Source organism: Brucella grignonensis, from assembly GCF_002252505.1.
GTDB lineage: Bacteria > Pseudomonadota > Alphaproteobacteria > Rhizobiales > Rhizobiaceae > Brucella > Brucella grignonensis.
In genome coordinates this window covers 219,751-235,293 of sequence record NZ_NNRL01000157.1, presented here as the reverse complement: position 1 = coordinate 235,293, position 15,543 = coordinate 219,751, and the positions used below count along the sequence as shown (strand labels likewise).

Here is a 15,543-nt window from a genome sequence, read left to right as displayed (position 1 = left end):
ATGCGGGCATTCACGAAAATTCGCAAACAAGGCGCCGATCTGCAACCTTTCATTGCTTCATATGTTGCGATCATGTCTTTGTTTGTGATTGGTTTTGCCATTTACTTTTTATGTTGCCGTGCCAACTGTTTGTGCGACAATTACATGCAACAGATTGCTGCTGTCTTTTTATGAGACGGCCTTGTGAAGGGGAGTTGGTCAATGCGTTGGCAAGGCCGTAGACAAAGCGACAATGTGGAAGATGTTCGGGGGCAACAAAGCGGTGGCCTTGGCGGTGGGTTTAGCCGCGGTGGTGGCCTCGGCGGCGGAATGGGCGGGCCGGGTTTCCGCATCGTTCGCGGTGGCGGTCTTTCCGGGATTCTCATTCTGGTTGTGATGTTCTTTGTATTGCGTGCGTTTGGCATTGATCCACTGCCGTTTCTGTTCGGTGATGGCAGCATCAATTCTACGCAGACACAGCAGAGCAGCGGCCGCACGGCGGCTGAAGGCGGTACAGTTGCCAATGATGAGGCAACGCAGTTTGCACGCACTGTTCTTGCCGAAACAGAAGATGTCTGGAGCGGCATTTTCCAGTCGCGCGGACAGACCTATACACCGCCAACAATGGTCCTATTTTCCGATGGCGTGCGTTCAGCCTGCGGCATGGCCTCTTCGGCATCTGGCCCGTTCTATTGCCCCGGCGACCGTAAGCTTTATCTCGATCTGACATTTTTTAACGAACTCGCCAAACGCTTTGGCGCATCGGGCGACTTTGCCAATGCCTATGTGATTTCGCATGAAGTGGGGCACCATGTTCAGAACCTGCTCGGTATTCTGCCGCGCTTTAACCAGATGCGTCAGCAGATGAACGAAGCGCAAGCCAATCAGATGTCGGTGCGTGTTGAGTTGCAGGCAGACTGCTTTGCAGGTGTCTGGGGCTACTACACGGATCAGAAGGGCATTCTGGAAGCAGGCGACCTCGAAGAAGCGATCAATGCCGCCCATCAGATTGGCGATGATACGCTGCAAAAGAGAAGTCAGGGTTATGTTGTACCTGAAAGCTTCAACCACGGCACATCGGCACAACGTGCCAAATGGTTCCAGCGTGGGTTCCAGAGCGGCAAGATCGAATCCTGCGATACATTTAGTGGTGATGTTTGATCGCTAATGCGGATATCGGGAATGAAAAAAGCCGGGATCAAATCCCGGCTTTTCTTTTCTTAACAACGTCTTAATTCATAACGCTCAGGAGTTGAATCACGCTGCCTGTTCGCGCTCTGGAAGAAGAGCTTCGCCCTTCTTCTCGCGGATCAGGTTGATGAACCGGCGGAAGAGGTAATGGCTGTCCTGCGGGCCAGGAGAGGCTTCCGGGTGATGCTGTACCGAGAAGATCGGCTTGCCGATAACGCGCAGGCCGCAATTGGTGCCGTCAAACAGCGAAACATGTGTTTCTTCGACGTGTTCTGGCAGGCTGTCGGAATCGACCGCAAAGCCATGGTTCATCGATACGATTTCGACCTTGCCGGTGGTGTAATCCTTGACCGGATGGTTGGCGCCATGATGGCCCTGATGCATCTTTTCGGTCTTGGCACCAAGCGCCAATGCCAGCATTTGATGGCCGAGGCAGATGCCGAAAACTGGCAATTCGCTGTCTACGAGCTTCTGGATCGTTGGCACGGCATATTTGCCGGTTGCTGCCGGATCGCCGGGGCCATTGGAAAGGAAGATGCCGTCTGGATTATAGGCGAGAACGTCCTCTGCAGTGGCCGTGGCTGGCAATACAGTGACCTTGGCACCAAGGCCTGACAGCAGACGCAGAATGTTGCGCTTCACACCAAAGTCGAGCGCGACAACATGATATTGCGTGTCTGACTGTTCGCCGTAGCCGTCTTCCAGCGTCCACGGCGTTTGGTCCCAAGTGAGGCTCTGGCCGATGGTGACATCCTTTGCCAGATCGAGATTTTCAAGACCGCTCCAGTTTGCAGCGCGAGCCTTGAGCGCGTCGATGTCGAACTTCCCTTCCGGATCATGGGCGATCACCGCATTCTGCGCGCCACGTTCGCGGATAAGCGAGGTGAGGGCGCGCGTATCGATGTCAGCCAGTGCGATGACGCCACGGTTCTTCAGCCATGTATCGAGATTTTCTGAAGCGCGGAAATTGGATGGGTTGGTGATGTCGGCTTTGAAAATTGCGCCCACAGCGCCGTGACGATTGGCAGGCGTGAGGTCTTCCACGTCTTCCGCATTGGTGCCTACATTGCCGATATGCGGGAAGGTGAAAGTCACGATTTGTCCGGCATAGGATGGATCGGTCAGAATTTCTTCATAGCCGGTGAGGGCGGTATTGAAGACCACTTCGGCTTCAATTGCTCCAGTTGCGCCAAGGCCTTTGCCTTCAATCACTGTGCCATCTGCAAGCACAAGAACGGCGGTTCGCTTTGCAGTCGTCCAGGGTGCTGTCTTCGATGTGGCTTCGGTCATGGCGTGCACTCCTGTCAGGTTTCGCGCTTGCCGTCTGGCGCGCGTTCTACGTTATCAGTCATGCGGCATGTATCCATGTTTCAACCGCCCGATGTCAGACAGCTTGAAAAATGGAGTTTATGGGGCCATATATGCGCCAAAAAGCAGCGGGGATTAAACTTCCCGCCGCGAGCACATGCCGATGTCCTGCTAAGCCCTGAGCAATAGAGAAACTTGGGCGCGGGGTCAATCGTTTGAACGCAAGCTTTTCAGGAAATTATGAGAGTGATGTCTCATTTTTTCTATGTTGGCGGCTTTCTATGATGGTTGTTCTGACAGCTCGGAATAGGCGTGTGATTGCTTTATGGCCCCGGTTCTGGATACAAGGGCTCTGATTTTTCATTCTCACGCATGACGTCAAGGGAAGGCGAGTTTTTGCTTTTCGACGGTATGCACTAACACCGTCAGGAGAGACGTATGCTTCGCCAGGAGATTTCTCAGGCACTCACTCAGGCTATGAAGGCACAGGATAAGCTGCGCCTGTCGACATTGCGTCTGATCATGGCGGCGGTGAAGGACCGTGATATTGCCAATCGCGGTGCGGGCAAGGATCCGGTTGGCGATGAAGAACTGCTCGGCATTTTGGGCAAGATGGTGAAGCAGCGCGAAGAATCCGCTCGCATTTATGAAGAAGGCAACCGTATTGAGCTCGCCGAAGGCGAGCGTGCGGAAATTGCTATCATCAGCGGTTTTCTGCCTGTGCAGATGAGTGATGATGAAATCAAAAAAGCCTGTGCAGATGTGATCACCGAAATCGGCGCGCAAGGTTTGCGGGATATGGGCAAGGTGATGGCAGCTCTTAAGGAGCGCTATGCTGGTCAGATGGATTTCACAAAGGCCAGCGCGCTGGTAAAAACGCTTCTTCAGTAGAAGCGTCGTCGTCTTCAATGAAAAGCCCCGCTCACGCGGGGCTTTCCTAGTTTTGTTTTGCTGCTTTCAAGCGCGTCGAGCCGAGCAATCCTTGTTCTTCAAGGACTGGATAAGCCATTGATGCGAGCAACGAATTGATCTGCTTCAAATCGCGAATAGTATCGAGATGGATGGTGCTTGTCTCGATGCTACGTGTTGAACCCTCGCGTAGCCGCGAGAAGTGACGCATACTCGTCTGCTTTTCCAGATCACGCAGATTGTCTTTTTCCTGCACGAGCAGACGTGCGGTGCGACCATCACGCGAGACGATGACGTTGAACGCCATATGCGCGTTGGCCAGCACCATGGCGTGGAAATGGCTGAGCTCTTTCCAGCCTTCCTCTGTGAATTCGAGGTTATGATCCATCTTTTTCTGAACATGCGCGAGCATGTTGCGCACGATGATATCACCAACCTGTTCGAGCTTCACACATGCACCCATCAGTTCCTGCATCCGCAAAGCTTCAAACTCATCGAGATCTTTGCTTGCGAGCTTGGTAAGATAAAGCTTGATGGCTGCATGTTTCTTGTCGACCCGGTCGTCGAGGCTTGCCAGTTCGTTGATGCGTGCCTGATCCGGCTTTTCGTAGAGATCGATAATCCGACGCAGCATCACTTCAATTGTATCGCAAACGCCGACGACTTCGCGGGTTGCATTGGCGAGAGCCTGGGAAGGCCGGTCAAGGACTGCATTATCAAGAGCACTATACTCTTCGACTTCAAGCGGCTGGGCGGGTGCGTTATTGTCTGAATTGAGATGAACCAGCGCTTCAGTCGCACGGAGCACCAGTCCAGACAATGGAATGCCTGCGACCATGACGATGACGTTGAACAGAATGTGTGCGTTGACCACCTGTGAAACAGGATCACCACCAAGGAAGCCAATTGAGGGCTTGAAGGTTTCAAACAGGATCAGCATGAGCAGCGAACCAGCACCGCGCATCAACAGATTGCCGAGCGGCACGACACGGGTCTCAGGTGGCGCGTTGCGGGTCAGGATTGGCGCGATGATGGAGGAGCCAAGATTGACGCCAAGCACCATGACCACCGCAAGTTCGGGCGTGATTAGTCCGCGCGATGCGAAAGTGGTCAGCAGGATGACACCCGCGATGCTGGAATGAAACAACCACGTCATCAAAGCTGCCAGAAGATAGGCAGTCACGGGATCGTTGGAGAGATAATCCACGATGACGGGCAGAAGCTCACTCTGGCGCAGTGGCTCTGTTGCCTGTCCTGTCATTTCCAGTGACATGATGAGCAAACCGATGCCAACGAGGATGCGCCCGATCTGACGCCAGTCACGCCGCTCTGTCGTCATGAAAATGGCTGTACCGGAAACAAGGCAGAGTGGAACCAACAGCGTCAGATCGTAGCTCAGGATTTTCACAACGAGCGCTGAACCAAGTTCACCGCCGCGCACCGCCATCAAGCCGGCAACACCGCTGACGATACCCGATCCGACGAAAGAGCCGACCAGAAGCGTCACGGCAGTCGAGCTCTGCAAGGCGATTGCCAGAATAAGGCCAAAGGCTATCGAAAGCAGCGGATTCTGCATCTGATTGCGCAAGCGGCGACGCAAACGATCACCATAGGCACGCTCCACTCCTGTTCGCACCATGCGTGTCGCCCAGAGTAGGAGCGCGACTGCACCGGCAAGATGCAAAAGGACTAAAGAACCGTTCACGGAAAATCCTTTCAGGGTGTGAAGAGAGTTGGATCTCGATTGGGTTAAGCTTACGCAACAAATAAAGAAAAAATATGTTCCGGCTAACCATATTCGCCAGAAATATGGTCTGGAAATGCACTTAAATCAAGCGTCACAATTGTAATGTGACAACTATATGACAGTTTTATGAATGTCGCGACTGTGTGCAATGATTGTAATTAAGAGGCTTGCTGCATGTGATTAGCGGGGAGGGCCGTTTGTGTATGATGGACTGTCCGTCTGCGCGGGCCTATATATCATTGACTGGATGCCATGTTTACAGCGGTTCCAGTTAAGACTGAATCGTTGAAAGCGCTGTAATTATTTGTTTTTACGCATTATCCTACGCAAAACCGCTTCGCACTTTTTGCTGGAAATGCTTATCTGACCCGAAAGTGACAATCGTAATGCGTTTTCCGCCATCCTTCCTTGATGAGATTAGAGATCGTGTGCCGATCTCGACGCTGATCGGAACGCGCGTTTCGTTTGACCGAAAGAAGAGCAACCCGCCAAAAGGTGATTTCTGGGGCTGTTGCCCGTTTCATGGCGAGAAAACCCCAAGCTTTCACTGTGAGGACCGTAAGGGTCGTTATCACTGCTTTGGTTGTGGGGTGACTGGTGATCACTTCAAGTTCCTGACCGATCTGGAAGGTGCGAGTTTTCCCGAAGCCGTCGAGCGTGTTGCCGATATGGCCGGTGTGCCGATGCCAGCGCGTGATCCGGAAATGGAAAAGCGCGAAGCGCAGCGTGCGACGCTCTATGATGTGATGGAGCTTGCGGCGCAGTTTTTTGAAAGCCAGCTGCAAAGTGCGTCGGGCGCGAAGGCGCGCGCCTATTTGCGTGATCGCGGCCTTTCGAGCGCAACGCAACAGACATTCCGTATCGGCTATGGTCCGGAATCACGCAACGCGCTCAAGGAGTTTCTGGCAAGCAAAGGCATTTCAAAAGACCAGATCGAAGCCTGCGGTCTTGTCGTTCATGGCGAGGGTATCGCTGTTTCCTATGATCGCTTCCGCGATCGTATCATGTTTCCTATTGAGGACTTGCGCGGACGCATCATCGCTTTTGGGGGGCGAGCACTTTCTGCTGACGCGCCTGCGAAATATTTGAATTCGCCTGAAACCGAGCTCTTCCATAAGGGCCGCGTGCTTTATAACGGCCTTCGTGCGCGTAAAGCTTGCCAGCCGCAGGGCGGCGAGCCAGCCAAGCCGATCATTGCGGTTGAGGGCTATATGGATGTTATCGCGCTGGCGCAGGCGGGCATTCATCAGGCGGTGGCTCCGCTTGGAACGGCGCTGACCGAAGAGCAGCTTGAATTGTTGTGGCGGATCAGCCCTGAGCCGATCCTGTGTTTTGATGGTGACGGAGCAGGTGTTCGTGCGGCGCATCGTGCTGCTGATCTTGGACTGCCTACTTTGCAGCCGGGGAAATCCTTGCGCTTTGCGATGCTGCCGGAAGGACAGGACCCGGACGATCTGGTTAAGGCTGAGGGGGCTTCGGCTTTTTATTCTGTTTTGCGCGATGCCCGTCCGCTGGTCGATATGGTCTGGACGCGTGAAACGGCAGCGGGTGTGTTCGATACGCCTGAGCGTCGCGCGGAACTCGAAGCGCGCTTGCGCGAAATTACCAGCCGCATTGCGAATGAAGATATTCGTCGGCACTACAGCCAGGAAATGCGCGAACGTGCGCAGGCTTTCTTTGGTCAGGGGCGGCAGAATGCACAACGCGGCGGCGGCGCATTCAATCGCGGAAAAGATAAAGGTCGCGGTGCACAAGGTGGTCGCGGAGTAGGGCTGGTTGCTGGAGGCCGGTTAGCTTACTCCGATAGCTTGACCCGCTCCAACATGGTCAAAAAACGTAATGCGCCCCTGCGTGAAACTGCAATCGTACTGATGCTGCTTAATCATCCGCGTCTGATCGAAGAAGACTTTGAAACAATGGCGGCGCTTGATCTCGAACATGAGGCTTTGAAGGTTTTGCATCTGGCGATGCTCGACGTTCTGGCGACGGATCATGTCGAAGATGGCTTTGCCATGCGCAAGGCGCTGGTTGCAGCCGGTCATAGCGAATTGATCGAAACGCTGGAAGCCGTTGTTCGGCGGACGCGGGAATGGACCGCGACATCGCAAGCGGCGGAGGACGACGTCCGCGAAGCATTAAAGCAGGCGCTTCACTTGCATCAGCGCGCGCGCACCCTACATAGGGAACTGCGCGCTGTTGAAGCATCGCTTGATAGTGATGAAACGGGCGAAATCTTCGCTCGACTTATTGATATTCAAAAACAGATTGCTCAGGCAGAAGCAACCGAAGCCCTCATTGACGGTTTTGGGCTTTCCTCAGGACGCGCATCCGGCGGTTCGTGACCGCTCTTAAGTGAGGCACTCGTGGTGCCCGAATCACTTTGAATCGCTTGATGACTCGAAACTGCCGGAAATGGTGGGGTTTCGCGAATCTTCAGCGGCTTAAAGGCCTGAGAATGCGCCGCGACAATAAATGATTCGCTTTTTAGACCCGAATCAGGTGAGTCGCTCTTGACGTGCGGCACAAATGACGGAATCACGACAGTTCGAGCATGGATTAGGGCATAATCCGACCGGAGTGAAACGAGGATCGATAAGATTATGCTTTGAAAGAATCTTCAGAGCGTCGATCTGATTCAATCAGATCAAAACATGCTCTGGAGAACTGATATTGATAAACGTTCCCTAAGTGGACTCCTGAAATTTGCCTTGATGGGCAACAGTCAAAGACCGGACGGGGCCTTAAAGGCGATCATTGATCCCGGATCTACTCACAGGAATTTGGAGACGGCAGGATCGGTTAATGACGGCAGGGTTAATTCGGCATTAACACGAAATCAGCTATTCGCAGAATCAACAGTTAGACGGCGCTCTCGCAAAACCGTTTGACCACTCTATATATCTTAGACGCGACCGGTGTCGCCTGGAGACGAGCAATATGGCAACGAAGGCTAAGGAAAACGAAGAAGCCGAAGTCGAGCGCGAAGGTGCGACCGACGGGCCGCTTCTCGACCTTTCTGACGATGCTGTCAAGAAGATGATCAAGCTCGCGAAGAAGCGCGGCTACGTCACTATGGACGAGCTGAATGCCGTGCTGCCTTCCGAAGAAGTGACATCTGAGCAGATCGAAGACACTATGTCCATGCTGTCGGACATGGGCATCAACGTAGTTGAAGACGACGAACAGGAAGCTGATCGCGACGACAACAATGATGATGATGCTGAAGAAGGCGGCGATCTGGTCGAGGCGACCGGTACTGCAGTCGCCGCCACGACAACCAAGAAAGAACCGACTGACCGCACGGATGATCCAGTGCGCATGTATTTGCGCGAAATGGGTTCCGTCGAGCTTCTGTCGCGCGAGGGCGAAATTGCCATCGCAAAGCGTATTGAAGCCGGTCGCGAAACGATGATTGCCGGGCTTTGTGAAAGCCCACTGACCTTCCAGGCCATTATTATCTGGCGCGAACAGCTGAATGAATCAAACATTCTGTTGCGCGAAATCATTGATCTCGAAACCACTTATGCTGGCCCAGAGGCCAAGCAGGCGCCAATTGTTGAACGTGTGGAAGAAGAAAAGACACGCGACGACAAGGGGCCGCGCCGTTCGCGTGACGACGACGACATTACCAATGTCGGCGGAGACATGCCTGCGGAAGAGGAAGAAGAAGACGAGGACGAAGCCAACCTGTCGCTGGCGGCTATGGAAGCCGAATTGCGCCCACAGGTCATGGAAACGCTTGATCTGATCGCTGACACCTACCGCAAGCTGCGTAAGCTGCAGGACCAGCAGGTCGAAAGCCGTCTGGCTGCTGCCGCTGATCTGTCATCCAGCCAGGAACGCCGCTATAAGGAACTGAAAGATCAGCTGATCAAGGCTGTGAAGTCGCTGTCGCTGAATCAGAACCGTATCGAGCAGCTGGTTGAGCAGCTTTACGACATCAACAAGCGTCTCGTTCAGAACGAAGGCAAGCTGTTGCGTCTTGCTGAATCCTTCGGCGTCCGTCGTGAAGAGTTCCTGAAGGAATATCAGGGGCACGAACTGGACCCGAAATGGGTCGACCGCGTCAGCACTCTGTCGGCTCGTGGCTGGAAGGAATTCGCAGTCAAGGAAGAACGTGCGATTGATCGTCTGCGTTCGGAAATTCAGATGCTTGCTACTGAAACCGCGATTTCGATCGGTGAATTCCGCCGCATCGTCAATCAGGTGCAGAAGGGCGAACGCGAAGCGACCATCGCCAAGAAGGAAATGGTGGAAGCCAACCTTCGTCTCGTCATCTCGATTGCCAAGAAGTACACCAACCGTGGTCTTCAGTTCCTTGATCTTATTCAGGAAGGCAATATCGGTCTGATGAAGGCGGTCGATAAGTTCGAATATCGCCGCGGTTACAAGTTCTCGACCTATGCGACATGGTGGATCCGTCAGGCAATCACCCGTTCGATTGCCGATCAGGCGCGCACCATCCGTATTCCGGTGCATATGATCGAAACGATCAACAAGATCGTTCGTACATCGCGTCAGATGCTGCATGAAATCGGTCGTGAACCAACGCCGGAAGAACTGGCTGAAAAGCTGGCCATGCCGCTTGAAAAAGTTCGCAAGGTCTTGAAGATTGCCAAGGAGCCGATCTCGCTCGAAACGCCAGTGGGTGATGAAGAAGATTCACACTTAGGCGATTTTATCGAAGACAAGAATGCGCTGCTGCCAATCGATGCAGCCATTCAGGCTAACCTTCGCGATACGACGACCCGCGTTCTGGCATCGTTGACCCCGCGTGAAGAACGCGTTCTGCGTATGCGTTTCGGTATCGGCATGAACACTGACCACACACTTGAAGAAGTCGGTCAGCAGTTCTCGGTAACGCGTGAACGTATTCGTCAGATCGAAGCGAAGGCGTTGCGCAAGCTCAAGCATCCGAGCCGTTCGCGTAAGCTGCGTTCGTTCCTCGACAGCTAAGAATTTTTCGCCCGAGGCCGGATACGGTTTCGGGCGATTTTTATAGAAGAGAGGGAGCGTTATGTCTTTTTTGAAGCGCCTTTTTGGCGGTGACTCAACGGAAGAAACGCCAGCAGCACCAAAAGAAGCCGGACGCCTTGAGCACAAGGATTTTCTGATTATCGCAACGCCTTACAGCGAAGGCGGACAGTATCAGGTTTGTGGTGTTATCTCGAAGACGATCAATGGCGAGTTGAAAGAGCACCGCTTTGTCCGCGCAGATCGTTGTCCCGGTATCGAAGATGCCGCCAGCATTTCGCTGAACAAAGGCCGCCAGATTGTCGATGAGCAGGGCGAAGCGATTTTCCGCTGAATAGCTGAAAACAGAATTGAAAAAGCCGCGCATTAAATATGCGCGGCTTTTTATTTGAGCCTGTCAGTGTGGATGGCAGACGAAGCCGACCAGCTTTCGGACGATTGGCAAAATAGCCAGCAGCACCGGAAAAGCAACGAGCCATGAAAGAGCCCACGCGGTCATCCAGCTATGCGCGAGGTCCGGGTGCGTAAAGCCCAGGCTTTTCGCGGTTGCGATCAGTGAGACAATGAAAGTCATCATGATCGAGAGAATAAATGGCATAACAATAGACGCATAACGCGCTGGCAGTTTTCTGCGGCGTGAACCGTTAAACTGAGACATGTGTATTCCTGAATATTATGCAGAGAACGGACAACGAAACATCAAAACTGATAGCCGTTCCCAGCTAAATTGATGCGTTGCCTAACGTAAGACGCTTACGGTCATAAGGATGACAAGCGTTATCTAACTCAACGATGCCCCGGCATTCAATAGGGAAGGGCGACGATTTGCCCGTGTTATTGCGGACGCAACTGCTACGCACTTTTGCCGGAAATGCTCTATATGCAGCATAATGAACAAGAAACCTTTTTGGCAAACCAAATCGCTTGAGCAAATGAACCGACAGGAATGGGAAAGCCTGTGCGACGGTTGCGGCCAGTGCTGCCTGCATAAATTGCTGGATGATGATACAGAGGAAGTCTACTGGACGACAGTGGCCTGCACGCTTCTGGACGCAGATAGCTGCAAATGCAGTGACTATCCGAACCGTCGCAAAACTGTGCCCGATTGCGTGTTTCTGACGCCGGAAATCGTCTACGAGGTCAACTGGCTACCGGCCACCTGCGCTTATCGACTCGTTGCAGAAGGTGCAGATCTTTATTGGTGGCACCCGCTTGTTTCCGGGTCGCCCGATACAATCTACGAAGCTGGCGTTTCTGTTCGTGGCAAGGTGACAGCATTCGACCATGAACTCAAGGATGAAGAAGAGTACATCCAACACATGGTTCCATTGGATTAATCGCCCTATGGAGCGCATTAATTAAATTTAATGTTCGCTCTCCTGTCGTTTCCGTTTGGCCTCTGTTCTATTTAACTATTTGTTTTCTAATAATTTTCTTAAAAAGGCTGTGTGTAGTCCTGTAGTAATGTTTACTAAGCTGAATGCCATATGAACGCGAACTTGGCTTTGTGTTCATATTCGATGGGCTACTTATCGGCTGCCTCGGGTGAGGATCACCCGCCAAAGTTCGAAAGGGTTTCAAGATGTCCGCAATGTCGCTCAAGTCATTCGTTGTCACTGCCGCAATCGGTTTTGCTGCTGTCTTCACTGCTGGTGCTTCAGCAAATGCTGCATCGCCCACGTCAGCTCCTGCGATGAGCACGGCAGCACATTCGCCTGTGATCAATATCGATTATCGTGGCAATCGTCATCATGCCCGCCCTTCGCGGCGCGGTCCCGCCTGCTCGGTTGAAGGTGCCAAAATGAAGGCGCACCGTATGGGTATCCGCAATGCACGCATCATTTATCGCGGAAAATCGGTTCAGGTTCGTGGCTTCCGCCATGGTCGTCCGACCGGCGTTGTATTCGCCAATGTGCGCGGTTGCCCGATTATCCGCTAATTGCATCCTTGATTGAACAAAAGCCAGCCTGAGACTCAGGCTGGCTTTTGTATTATCTTGATCGGTAAAACGGGGCGAATAATCGCCCTTTTTACTTTTGTTGTTCCTTGATTTCGAAAACGACATTAACCGAGACATCGTAGCTATTCTCGCCAGCTGCGACAGGAACGGCATCCTGAGGCACGGAAGCGGCCATCATCTTGGCCTGACGCGCGATTGGCATTGGCATAGGTGGGCGGCTCAGTTCGTTGATTTCAACGACGCGGCCGAGGCCGACGCCTGCTGCATCGGCAAGTGTCTTAGCCTTGGCAATCGCATCCGCTACGGCGCGCTTGCGCGCTTCGTTGATGGTGGCTGCCGGGTTGTCATTGACGAAGGTGAGATCGCCACCCTGATTGACGCCGAGCGTCACGGACTCATCAAGTACATTGCCAACCTTGTCCAGATCACGCACACGTACGGTCAGGCTATTGGATACGCTGTAACCGCTGATCTTTGGTTCCTTCAGGCCGTTCTTGTCGTCGGGGTAGACATAGCGAGGCTGAATGTTGATGCCGCTTGTCTGGAGATCGCGCTCCTCGACGCCAGCTTTCTTCATTGCTTCCAGTACTTTGGTCATTGCTTCATTGTTGGCCGTCATTGCGTCGCGCGCAGTTTCAGCATCGCGCAATACAGTGAGGTTGAGAATAGCCATGTCCGGGGCAGAGGTCATCTTGCCTTCGCCGGTCACCGCAATACGCGCGGCCTGCTTCGTCATCTGATTCTCCTGCGCTGCGGCTGGCAATGAAAGTGCACCTGCGAGCATGATTGCCGAAAATGTGGTGGCAAGAAGGGTGGTAGCGCGGTTCTTCATAAAATCTCCTGTAGAGAAAGTTGAGGCAGCTTGTGCAAAGCAGTCTCCATGAAAGGCCATTTCTGCTTTGTCATTAATGTATTTAAGTTCCCTCTAAAGCAAAACGCCACAATATCTGGCCTGAAACACAGTTGAATTGCAACCAAAGGGTTCAATCCAGGTGAATCGTGTCTTGGGTTGCATGCATGACAATCGAATATGTGCGCATTAGGGCAACTCGTGCAATTGACAGCTTGTATCCCGTCTTTCTTTAGGGTAGGTGCTGTGTTGCGTGGGGCCTGTAGCTCAATTGGTTAGAGCCGGCGGCTCATAACCGCTTGGTTGGGGGTTCGAGTCCCTCCGGGCCCACCATTTCCTTAAAAAGCGAAGACTTAGACCTTGGATTTCATAGGTGGAACATCCAAGGGAGACATGGGTTGTTCAATCCGGCCTATCTAACTAAGTCCAGAAACGGAGTGTTATACTTCCGTTGGCCGATTCCCAAAGAGCTGCACCCTGCCAGAAAGCCCTCAACGCTGAAGTTGCCGCTGTTCTCTCGGCCTCCAGTTCCGCTTTTAAGCATTGAAGTGAATTTCAATCTGATCGGTTTTGCAGGTCCATAATGGTTGCAGTCCGCCCGATTTAGAGCGCATCCCGAAAAGTGTGAAACGGGTTTTCGGACAAAGATGCGCGTTAAAACAAATATTTGGAGCGCTGATCTGATCCAATCAGATCGAAACGTGCTCTAATCGCCAGGCGGGTTTTTTATCCGTAAAGTGTGCGTAGCCACGGCCATTTTCTCCGTTCAACAAGTTTTTGGGAGTCTGTTAAGGAAATAGTAACGCAATGAAACAATTTTTTATGTCACGTGATTGGTAACATTATGGAGGTTTCGGGCAATGACTAAAAAGACAACCACTGTTGCGTTGGCGCTTGCAGGGTTGGTGGCGAGTTCTCTCGCGGCTTCGGCTAAAACGAGTCACATTGGTGAGTTCAAGGACTGGGGCGTTTACCAAAACACGCAGCTGCCCGGGAACAAGTGCTATGCCCTGACTGTGCCGTCGAGTTTCCTTCCGGCAGGCGTTCGGCATGGCGATAATTTCATTATTCTTTCCAAGTCTGGTGCAAGCTACAGCCCGCAGCTCGTGATGGGATATGATCTGAAAGCGGATAGCACCGTTAAGGTCATGATTGACGGAGCACAGTTTCCGTTCTTTAGCGAAGGCAACCGGGCGTGGGCGCAGAATGTCGGTGATGAGGCACGCATCGTCAGCGCCATGCGGTCTGGTCGCACTGTAAATGTGCAGGCTACATCGGCACGTGGTACGCAAACGCGCTATACATTTTCGTTGATGGGATTGTCTGCTTCGCTTCAGCGCGTCGACCGCTGCTGAATGTGATAGAGATATAAGAATGAAGCCCTGTCGAGGGCAGGGCTTCATTTCGTTAAAGCCCCAGGAATTTGAAGGGCTCTGCGTCCTTGAAGTCCTTGTTCACAACGCCAGAAAAGATGTTGCGCTGATCCGGGCCAAGATCGAGTTTCTGCACTTTTCCCTTGTCGGAAGAGAAGTCTATCGCATTCAGGTCGACCCAGAAAACATTCGGTGTCAGGGCTGATTCAAAGAAATAGAGTTTACGCTTCTGATCTGAAACTGTGCGCCAGCGTGTTGAGGAGATATTTGGCTCATCAGGTGTCGTGATGCCGAACGGGACTGATGCGTTGCGAATGACGCCGAAAACACTCGCAAGAGCTTCGACAGGCTCTTCGGATTTTGGTACGGCGTTTATGTAGAAAGCAGCGCGTGTGAAACGATCTGATGCCCGGTTTGTGCCCGGTAACATGACGGTTCCGCCAATTTGCGACCAATAAGAGTGCAGCGCAAGCTGTTCGTCAAATGTCGGCGAATTGGTCATTACCTGATACTCACGGCTGTGATGGATGACCTGCTTACCGTCGATATATTCGACGATTGCACTATCTCCTAACGCATCCGATATGGAGAGATGCAGGGTCGCCAGCCTGTTTTGGCCGGGCACATTGTCGGTTACGATTGTGAACGGATTGGTGCTGAGCTCTTTGACAGCTTCGTCGACCGTGGCAAAGTTATCGAGCACATACTGCGCCCAGGCTGCGATGGAAAGGCCGGGGCCGGTGCCATCATATTTCGGGTATTCGGACTCTACCAACCAGAGCACATTGGCCACGAGGCCAGCTTCGTTCATTCCGTCGGTCGTCGAAATATCGTAGCCGGAGGAGATGACGCTGCCATATTTGGACGTCCATTTGATGGAGTTGGGTCCGGCTTCGCCACTGCGATCCATACCGCGCGGGAAAATCCACAGATTGGTGCCAACATCGACTTTCCAGTCCATGGAACGCGCCGTAATTACCTGATTATTGGCTCCAAGATAAACGACACGCGTGCAGGCTTCAGCGACAGGTGCGGCAAACATGCTGACAGCGACAAGAGCACTGGTGCACGCTGCTGCTAAGGACTTTTTCAGAATAACCATTGATACCCCCTAGAGCGCATCCCGAAAAATACGAAGCGGTTTTCGGAATAAGATGCGCATAAAAACAAAGAGATAGAGCATTTCCTATAATTCAAGATAAACTGGAGATGCTCTAGGTGAAACGGCCTGCATATTCATCAGGCATGGGCG

Annotated in this window: 13 protein-coding genes and 1 tRNA gene; 9 read left to right on the top strand and 5 right to left on the bottom strand. The window is 52.7% G+C overall.

Annotation, left to right across the window (positions count from 1 at the left end):
* The first annotated feature begins 201 nt into the window (after positions 1-201).
* Positions 202-1,140 (top strand): KPN_02809 family neutral zinc metallopeptidase, encoded by a 939-nt coding sequence (gene ypfJ, locus CEV33_RS08285; RefSeq protein WP_094540003.1) that lies wholly within the window; start codon positions 202-204, stop codon positions 1,138-1,140.
* 96 nt (positions 1,141-1,236) lie between these two features.
* Here ypfJ and carA read toward each other — a convergent pair whose 3' ends face one another.
* The gene (carA, locus tag CEV33_RS08280; protein ID WP_094540001.1) at positions 1,237-2,460 is read right to left on the bottom strand and encodes a glutamine-hydrolyzing carbamoyl-phosphate synthase small subunit; all 1,224 of its coding nucleotides are present in this window, start codon (positions 2,458-2,460) and stop codon (positions 1,237-1,239) included.
* Between the two features lie 456 nt (positions 2,461-2,916).
* Here carA and CEV33_RS08275 point away from each other — a divergent pair, with 456 nt between their 5' ends.
* Positions 2,917-3,369 (top strand): GatB/YqeY domain-containing protein, encoded by a 453-nt coding sequence (locus CEV33_RS08275; RefSeq protein ID WP_094539999.1) that lies wholly within the window; start codon positions 2,917-2,919, stop codon positions 3,367-3,369.
* A gap of 46 nt (positions 3,370-3,415) precedes the next feature.
* On the opposite strand, the gene CEV33_RS08270 is transcribed toward CEV33_RS08275, so the two are convergent.
* A complete protein-coding gene (locus tag CEV33_RS08270) occupies positions 3,416-5,092 on the bottom strand; it encodes a Na/Pi cotransporter family protein (protein WP_094539998.1) in 1,677 nt (558 codons plus the stop codon).
* A 428-nt stretch (positions 5,093-5,520) separates the two neighbouring features.
* Between CEV33_RS08270 and dnaG the strand changes: the two genes are divergently transcribed.
* From dnaG to CEV33_RS08255, 3 genes are all read left to right on the top strand, one after another.
* The gene (dnaG, locus tag CEV33_RS08265) at positions 5,521-7,476 is read left to right on the top strand and encodes a DNA primase (protein ID WP_094539996.1); all 1,956 of its coding nucleotides are present in this window, start codon (positions 5,521-5,523) and stop codon (positions 7,474-7,476) included.
* Between the two features lie 595 nt (positions 7,477-8,071).
* A complete protein-coding gene (rpoD, locus tag CEV33_RS08260) occupies positions 8,072-10,090 on the top strand; it encodes an RNA polymerase sigma factor RpoD (protein WP_094539994.1) in 2,019 nt (672 codons plus the stop codon).
* A 61-nt stretch (positions 10,091-10,151) separates the two neighbouring features.
* Positions 10,152-10,442: an HlyU family transcriptional regulator gene (locus CEV33_RS08255; RefSeq protein ID WP_094539993.1), complete on the top strand. Its 291-nt coding sequence runs from the start codon at positions 10,152-10,154 to the stop codon at positions 10,440-10,442.
* 63 nt (positions 10,443-10,505) lie between these two features.
* On the opposite strand, the gene CEV33_RS08250 is transcribed toward CEV33_RS08255, so the two are convergent.
* The gene (locus CEV33_RS08250) at positions 10,506-10,766 is read right to left on the bottom strand and encodes a DUF2798 domain-containing protein (protein ID WP_094539991.1); all 261 of its coding nucleotides are present in this window, start codon (positions 10,764-10,766) and stop codon (positions 10,506-10,508) included.
* 232 nt (positions 10,767-10,998) lie between these two features.
* On the opposite strand from CEV33_RS08250, the gene CEV33_RS08245 reads away from it, so the two are divergent.
* On the top strand, positions 10,999-11,445 hold the full coding sequence (locus CEV33_RS08245; RefSeq protein ID WP_024899485.1) for a YcgN family cysteine cluster protein: 447 nt from the start codon (positions 10,999-11,001) through the stop codon (positions 11,443-11,445).
* A 245-nt stretch (positions 11,446-11,690) separates the two neighbouring features.
* Entirely contained in the window at positions 11,691-12,047 is a 357-nt protein-coding gene (locus tag CEV33_RS08240) for an antifreeze protein (RefSeq protein WP_094539989.1), read from the top strand.
* 91 nt (positions 12,048-12,138) lie between these two features.
* Here the strand turns inward: CEV33_RS08240 and CEV33_RS08235 are convergent, their stop codons facing one another.
* The gene (locus CEV33_RS08235; RefSeq protein ID WP_094539987.1) at positions 12,139-12,900 is read right to left on the bottom strand and encodes an SIMPL domain-containing protein; all 762 of its coding nucleotides are present in this window, start codon (positions 12,898-12,900) and stop codon (positions 12,139-12,141) included.
* A 274-nt stretch (positions 12,901-13,174) separates the two neighbouring features.
* Between CEV33_RS08235 and CEV33_RS08230 the strand changes: the two genes are divergently transcribed.
* Positions 13,175-13,251: transfer RNA gene (locus CEV33_RS08230), tRNA-Ile, on the top strand.
* A gap of 527 nt (positions 13,252-13,778) precedes the next feature.
* The gene (locus CEV33_RS08225; RefSeq protein ID WP_094539986.1) at positions 13,779-14,273 is read left to right on the top strand and encodes an invasion associated locus B family protein; all 495 of its coding nucleotides are present in this window, start codon (positions 13,779-13,781) and stop codon (positions 14,271-14,273) included.
* 52 nt (positions 14,274-14,325) lie between these two features.
* Here the strand turns inward: CEV33_RS08225 and CEV33_RS08220 are convergent, their stop codons facing one another.
* On the bottom strand, positions 14,326-15,393 hold the full coding sequence (locus CEV33_RS08220) for a linear amide C-N hydrolase (protein WP_167388137.1): 1,068 nt from the start codon (positions 15,391-15,393) through the stop codon (positions 14,326-14,328).
* Positions 15,394-15,543: the final 150 nt, after the last annotated feature.

Bases quoted from the DNA above. Each gene is read 5' to 3' on its own strand.
- ypfJ (WP_094540003.1), top strand. From the start codon at position 202: ATGCGTTGGCAAGGCCGTAGACAAAGCGACAATGTGGAAGATGTTCGG.
- carA (WP_094540001.1), bottom strand. From the start codon at position 2,460: ATGACCGAAGCCACATCGAAGACAGCACCCTGGACGACTGCAAAGCGA.
- CEV33_RS08235 (WP_094539987.1), bottom strand. From the start codon at position 12,900: ATGAAGAACCGCGCTACCACCCTTCTTGCCACCACATTTTCGGCAATC.
- CEV33_RS08250 (WP_094539991.1), bottom strand. From the start codon at position 10,766: ATGTCTCAGTTTAACGGTTCACGCCGCAGAAAACTGCCAGCGCGTTAT.
- CEV33_RS08275 (WP_094539999.1), top strand. From the start codon at position 2,917: ATGCTTCGCCAGGAGATTTCTCAGGCACTCACTCAGGCTATGAAGGCA.
- CEV33_RS08255 (WP_094539993.1), top strand. From the start codon at position 10,152: ATGTCTTTTTTGAAGCGCCTTTTTGGCGGTGACTCAACGGAAGAAACG.
- CEV33_RS08220 (WP_167388137.1), bottom strand. From the start codon at position 15,393: ATGGTTATTCTGAAAAAGTCCTTAGCAGCAGCGTGCACCAGTGCTCTT.
- CEV33_RS08240 (WP_094539989.1), top strand. From the start codon at position 11,691: ATGTCCGCAATGTCGCTCAAGTCATTCGTTGTCACTGCCGCAATCGGT.
- dnaG (WP_094539996.1), top strand. From the start codon at position 5,521: ATGCGTTTTCCGCCATCCTTCCTTGATGAGATTAGAGATCGTGTGCCG.
- CEV33_RS08245 (WP_024899485.1), top strand. From the start codon at position 10,999: ATGAACAAGAAACCTTTTTGGCAAACCAAATCGCTTGAGCAAATGAAC.
- rpoD (WP_094539994.1), top strand. From the start codon at position 8,072: ATGGCAACGAAGGCTAAGGAAAACGAAGAAGCCGAAGTCGAGCGCGAA.
- CEV33_RS08225 (WP_094539986.1), top strand. From the start codon at position 13,779: ATGACTAAAAAGACAACCACTGTTGCGTTGGCGCTTGCAGGGTTGGTG.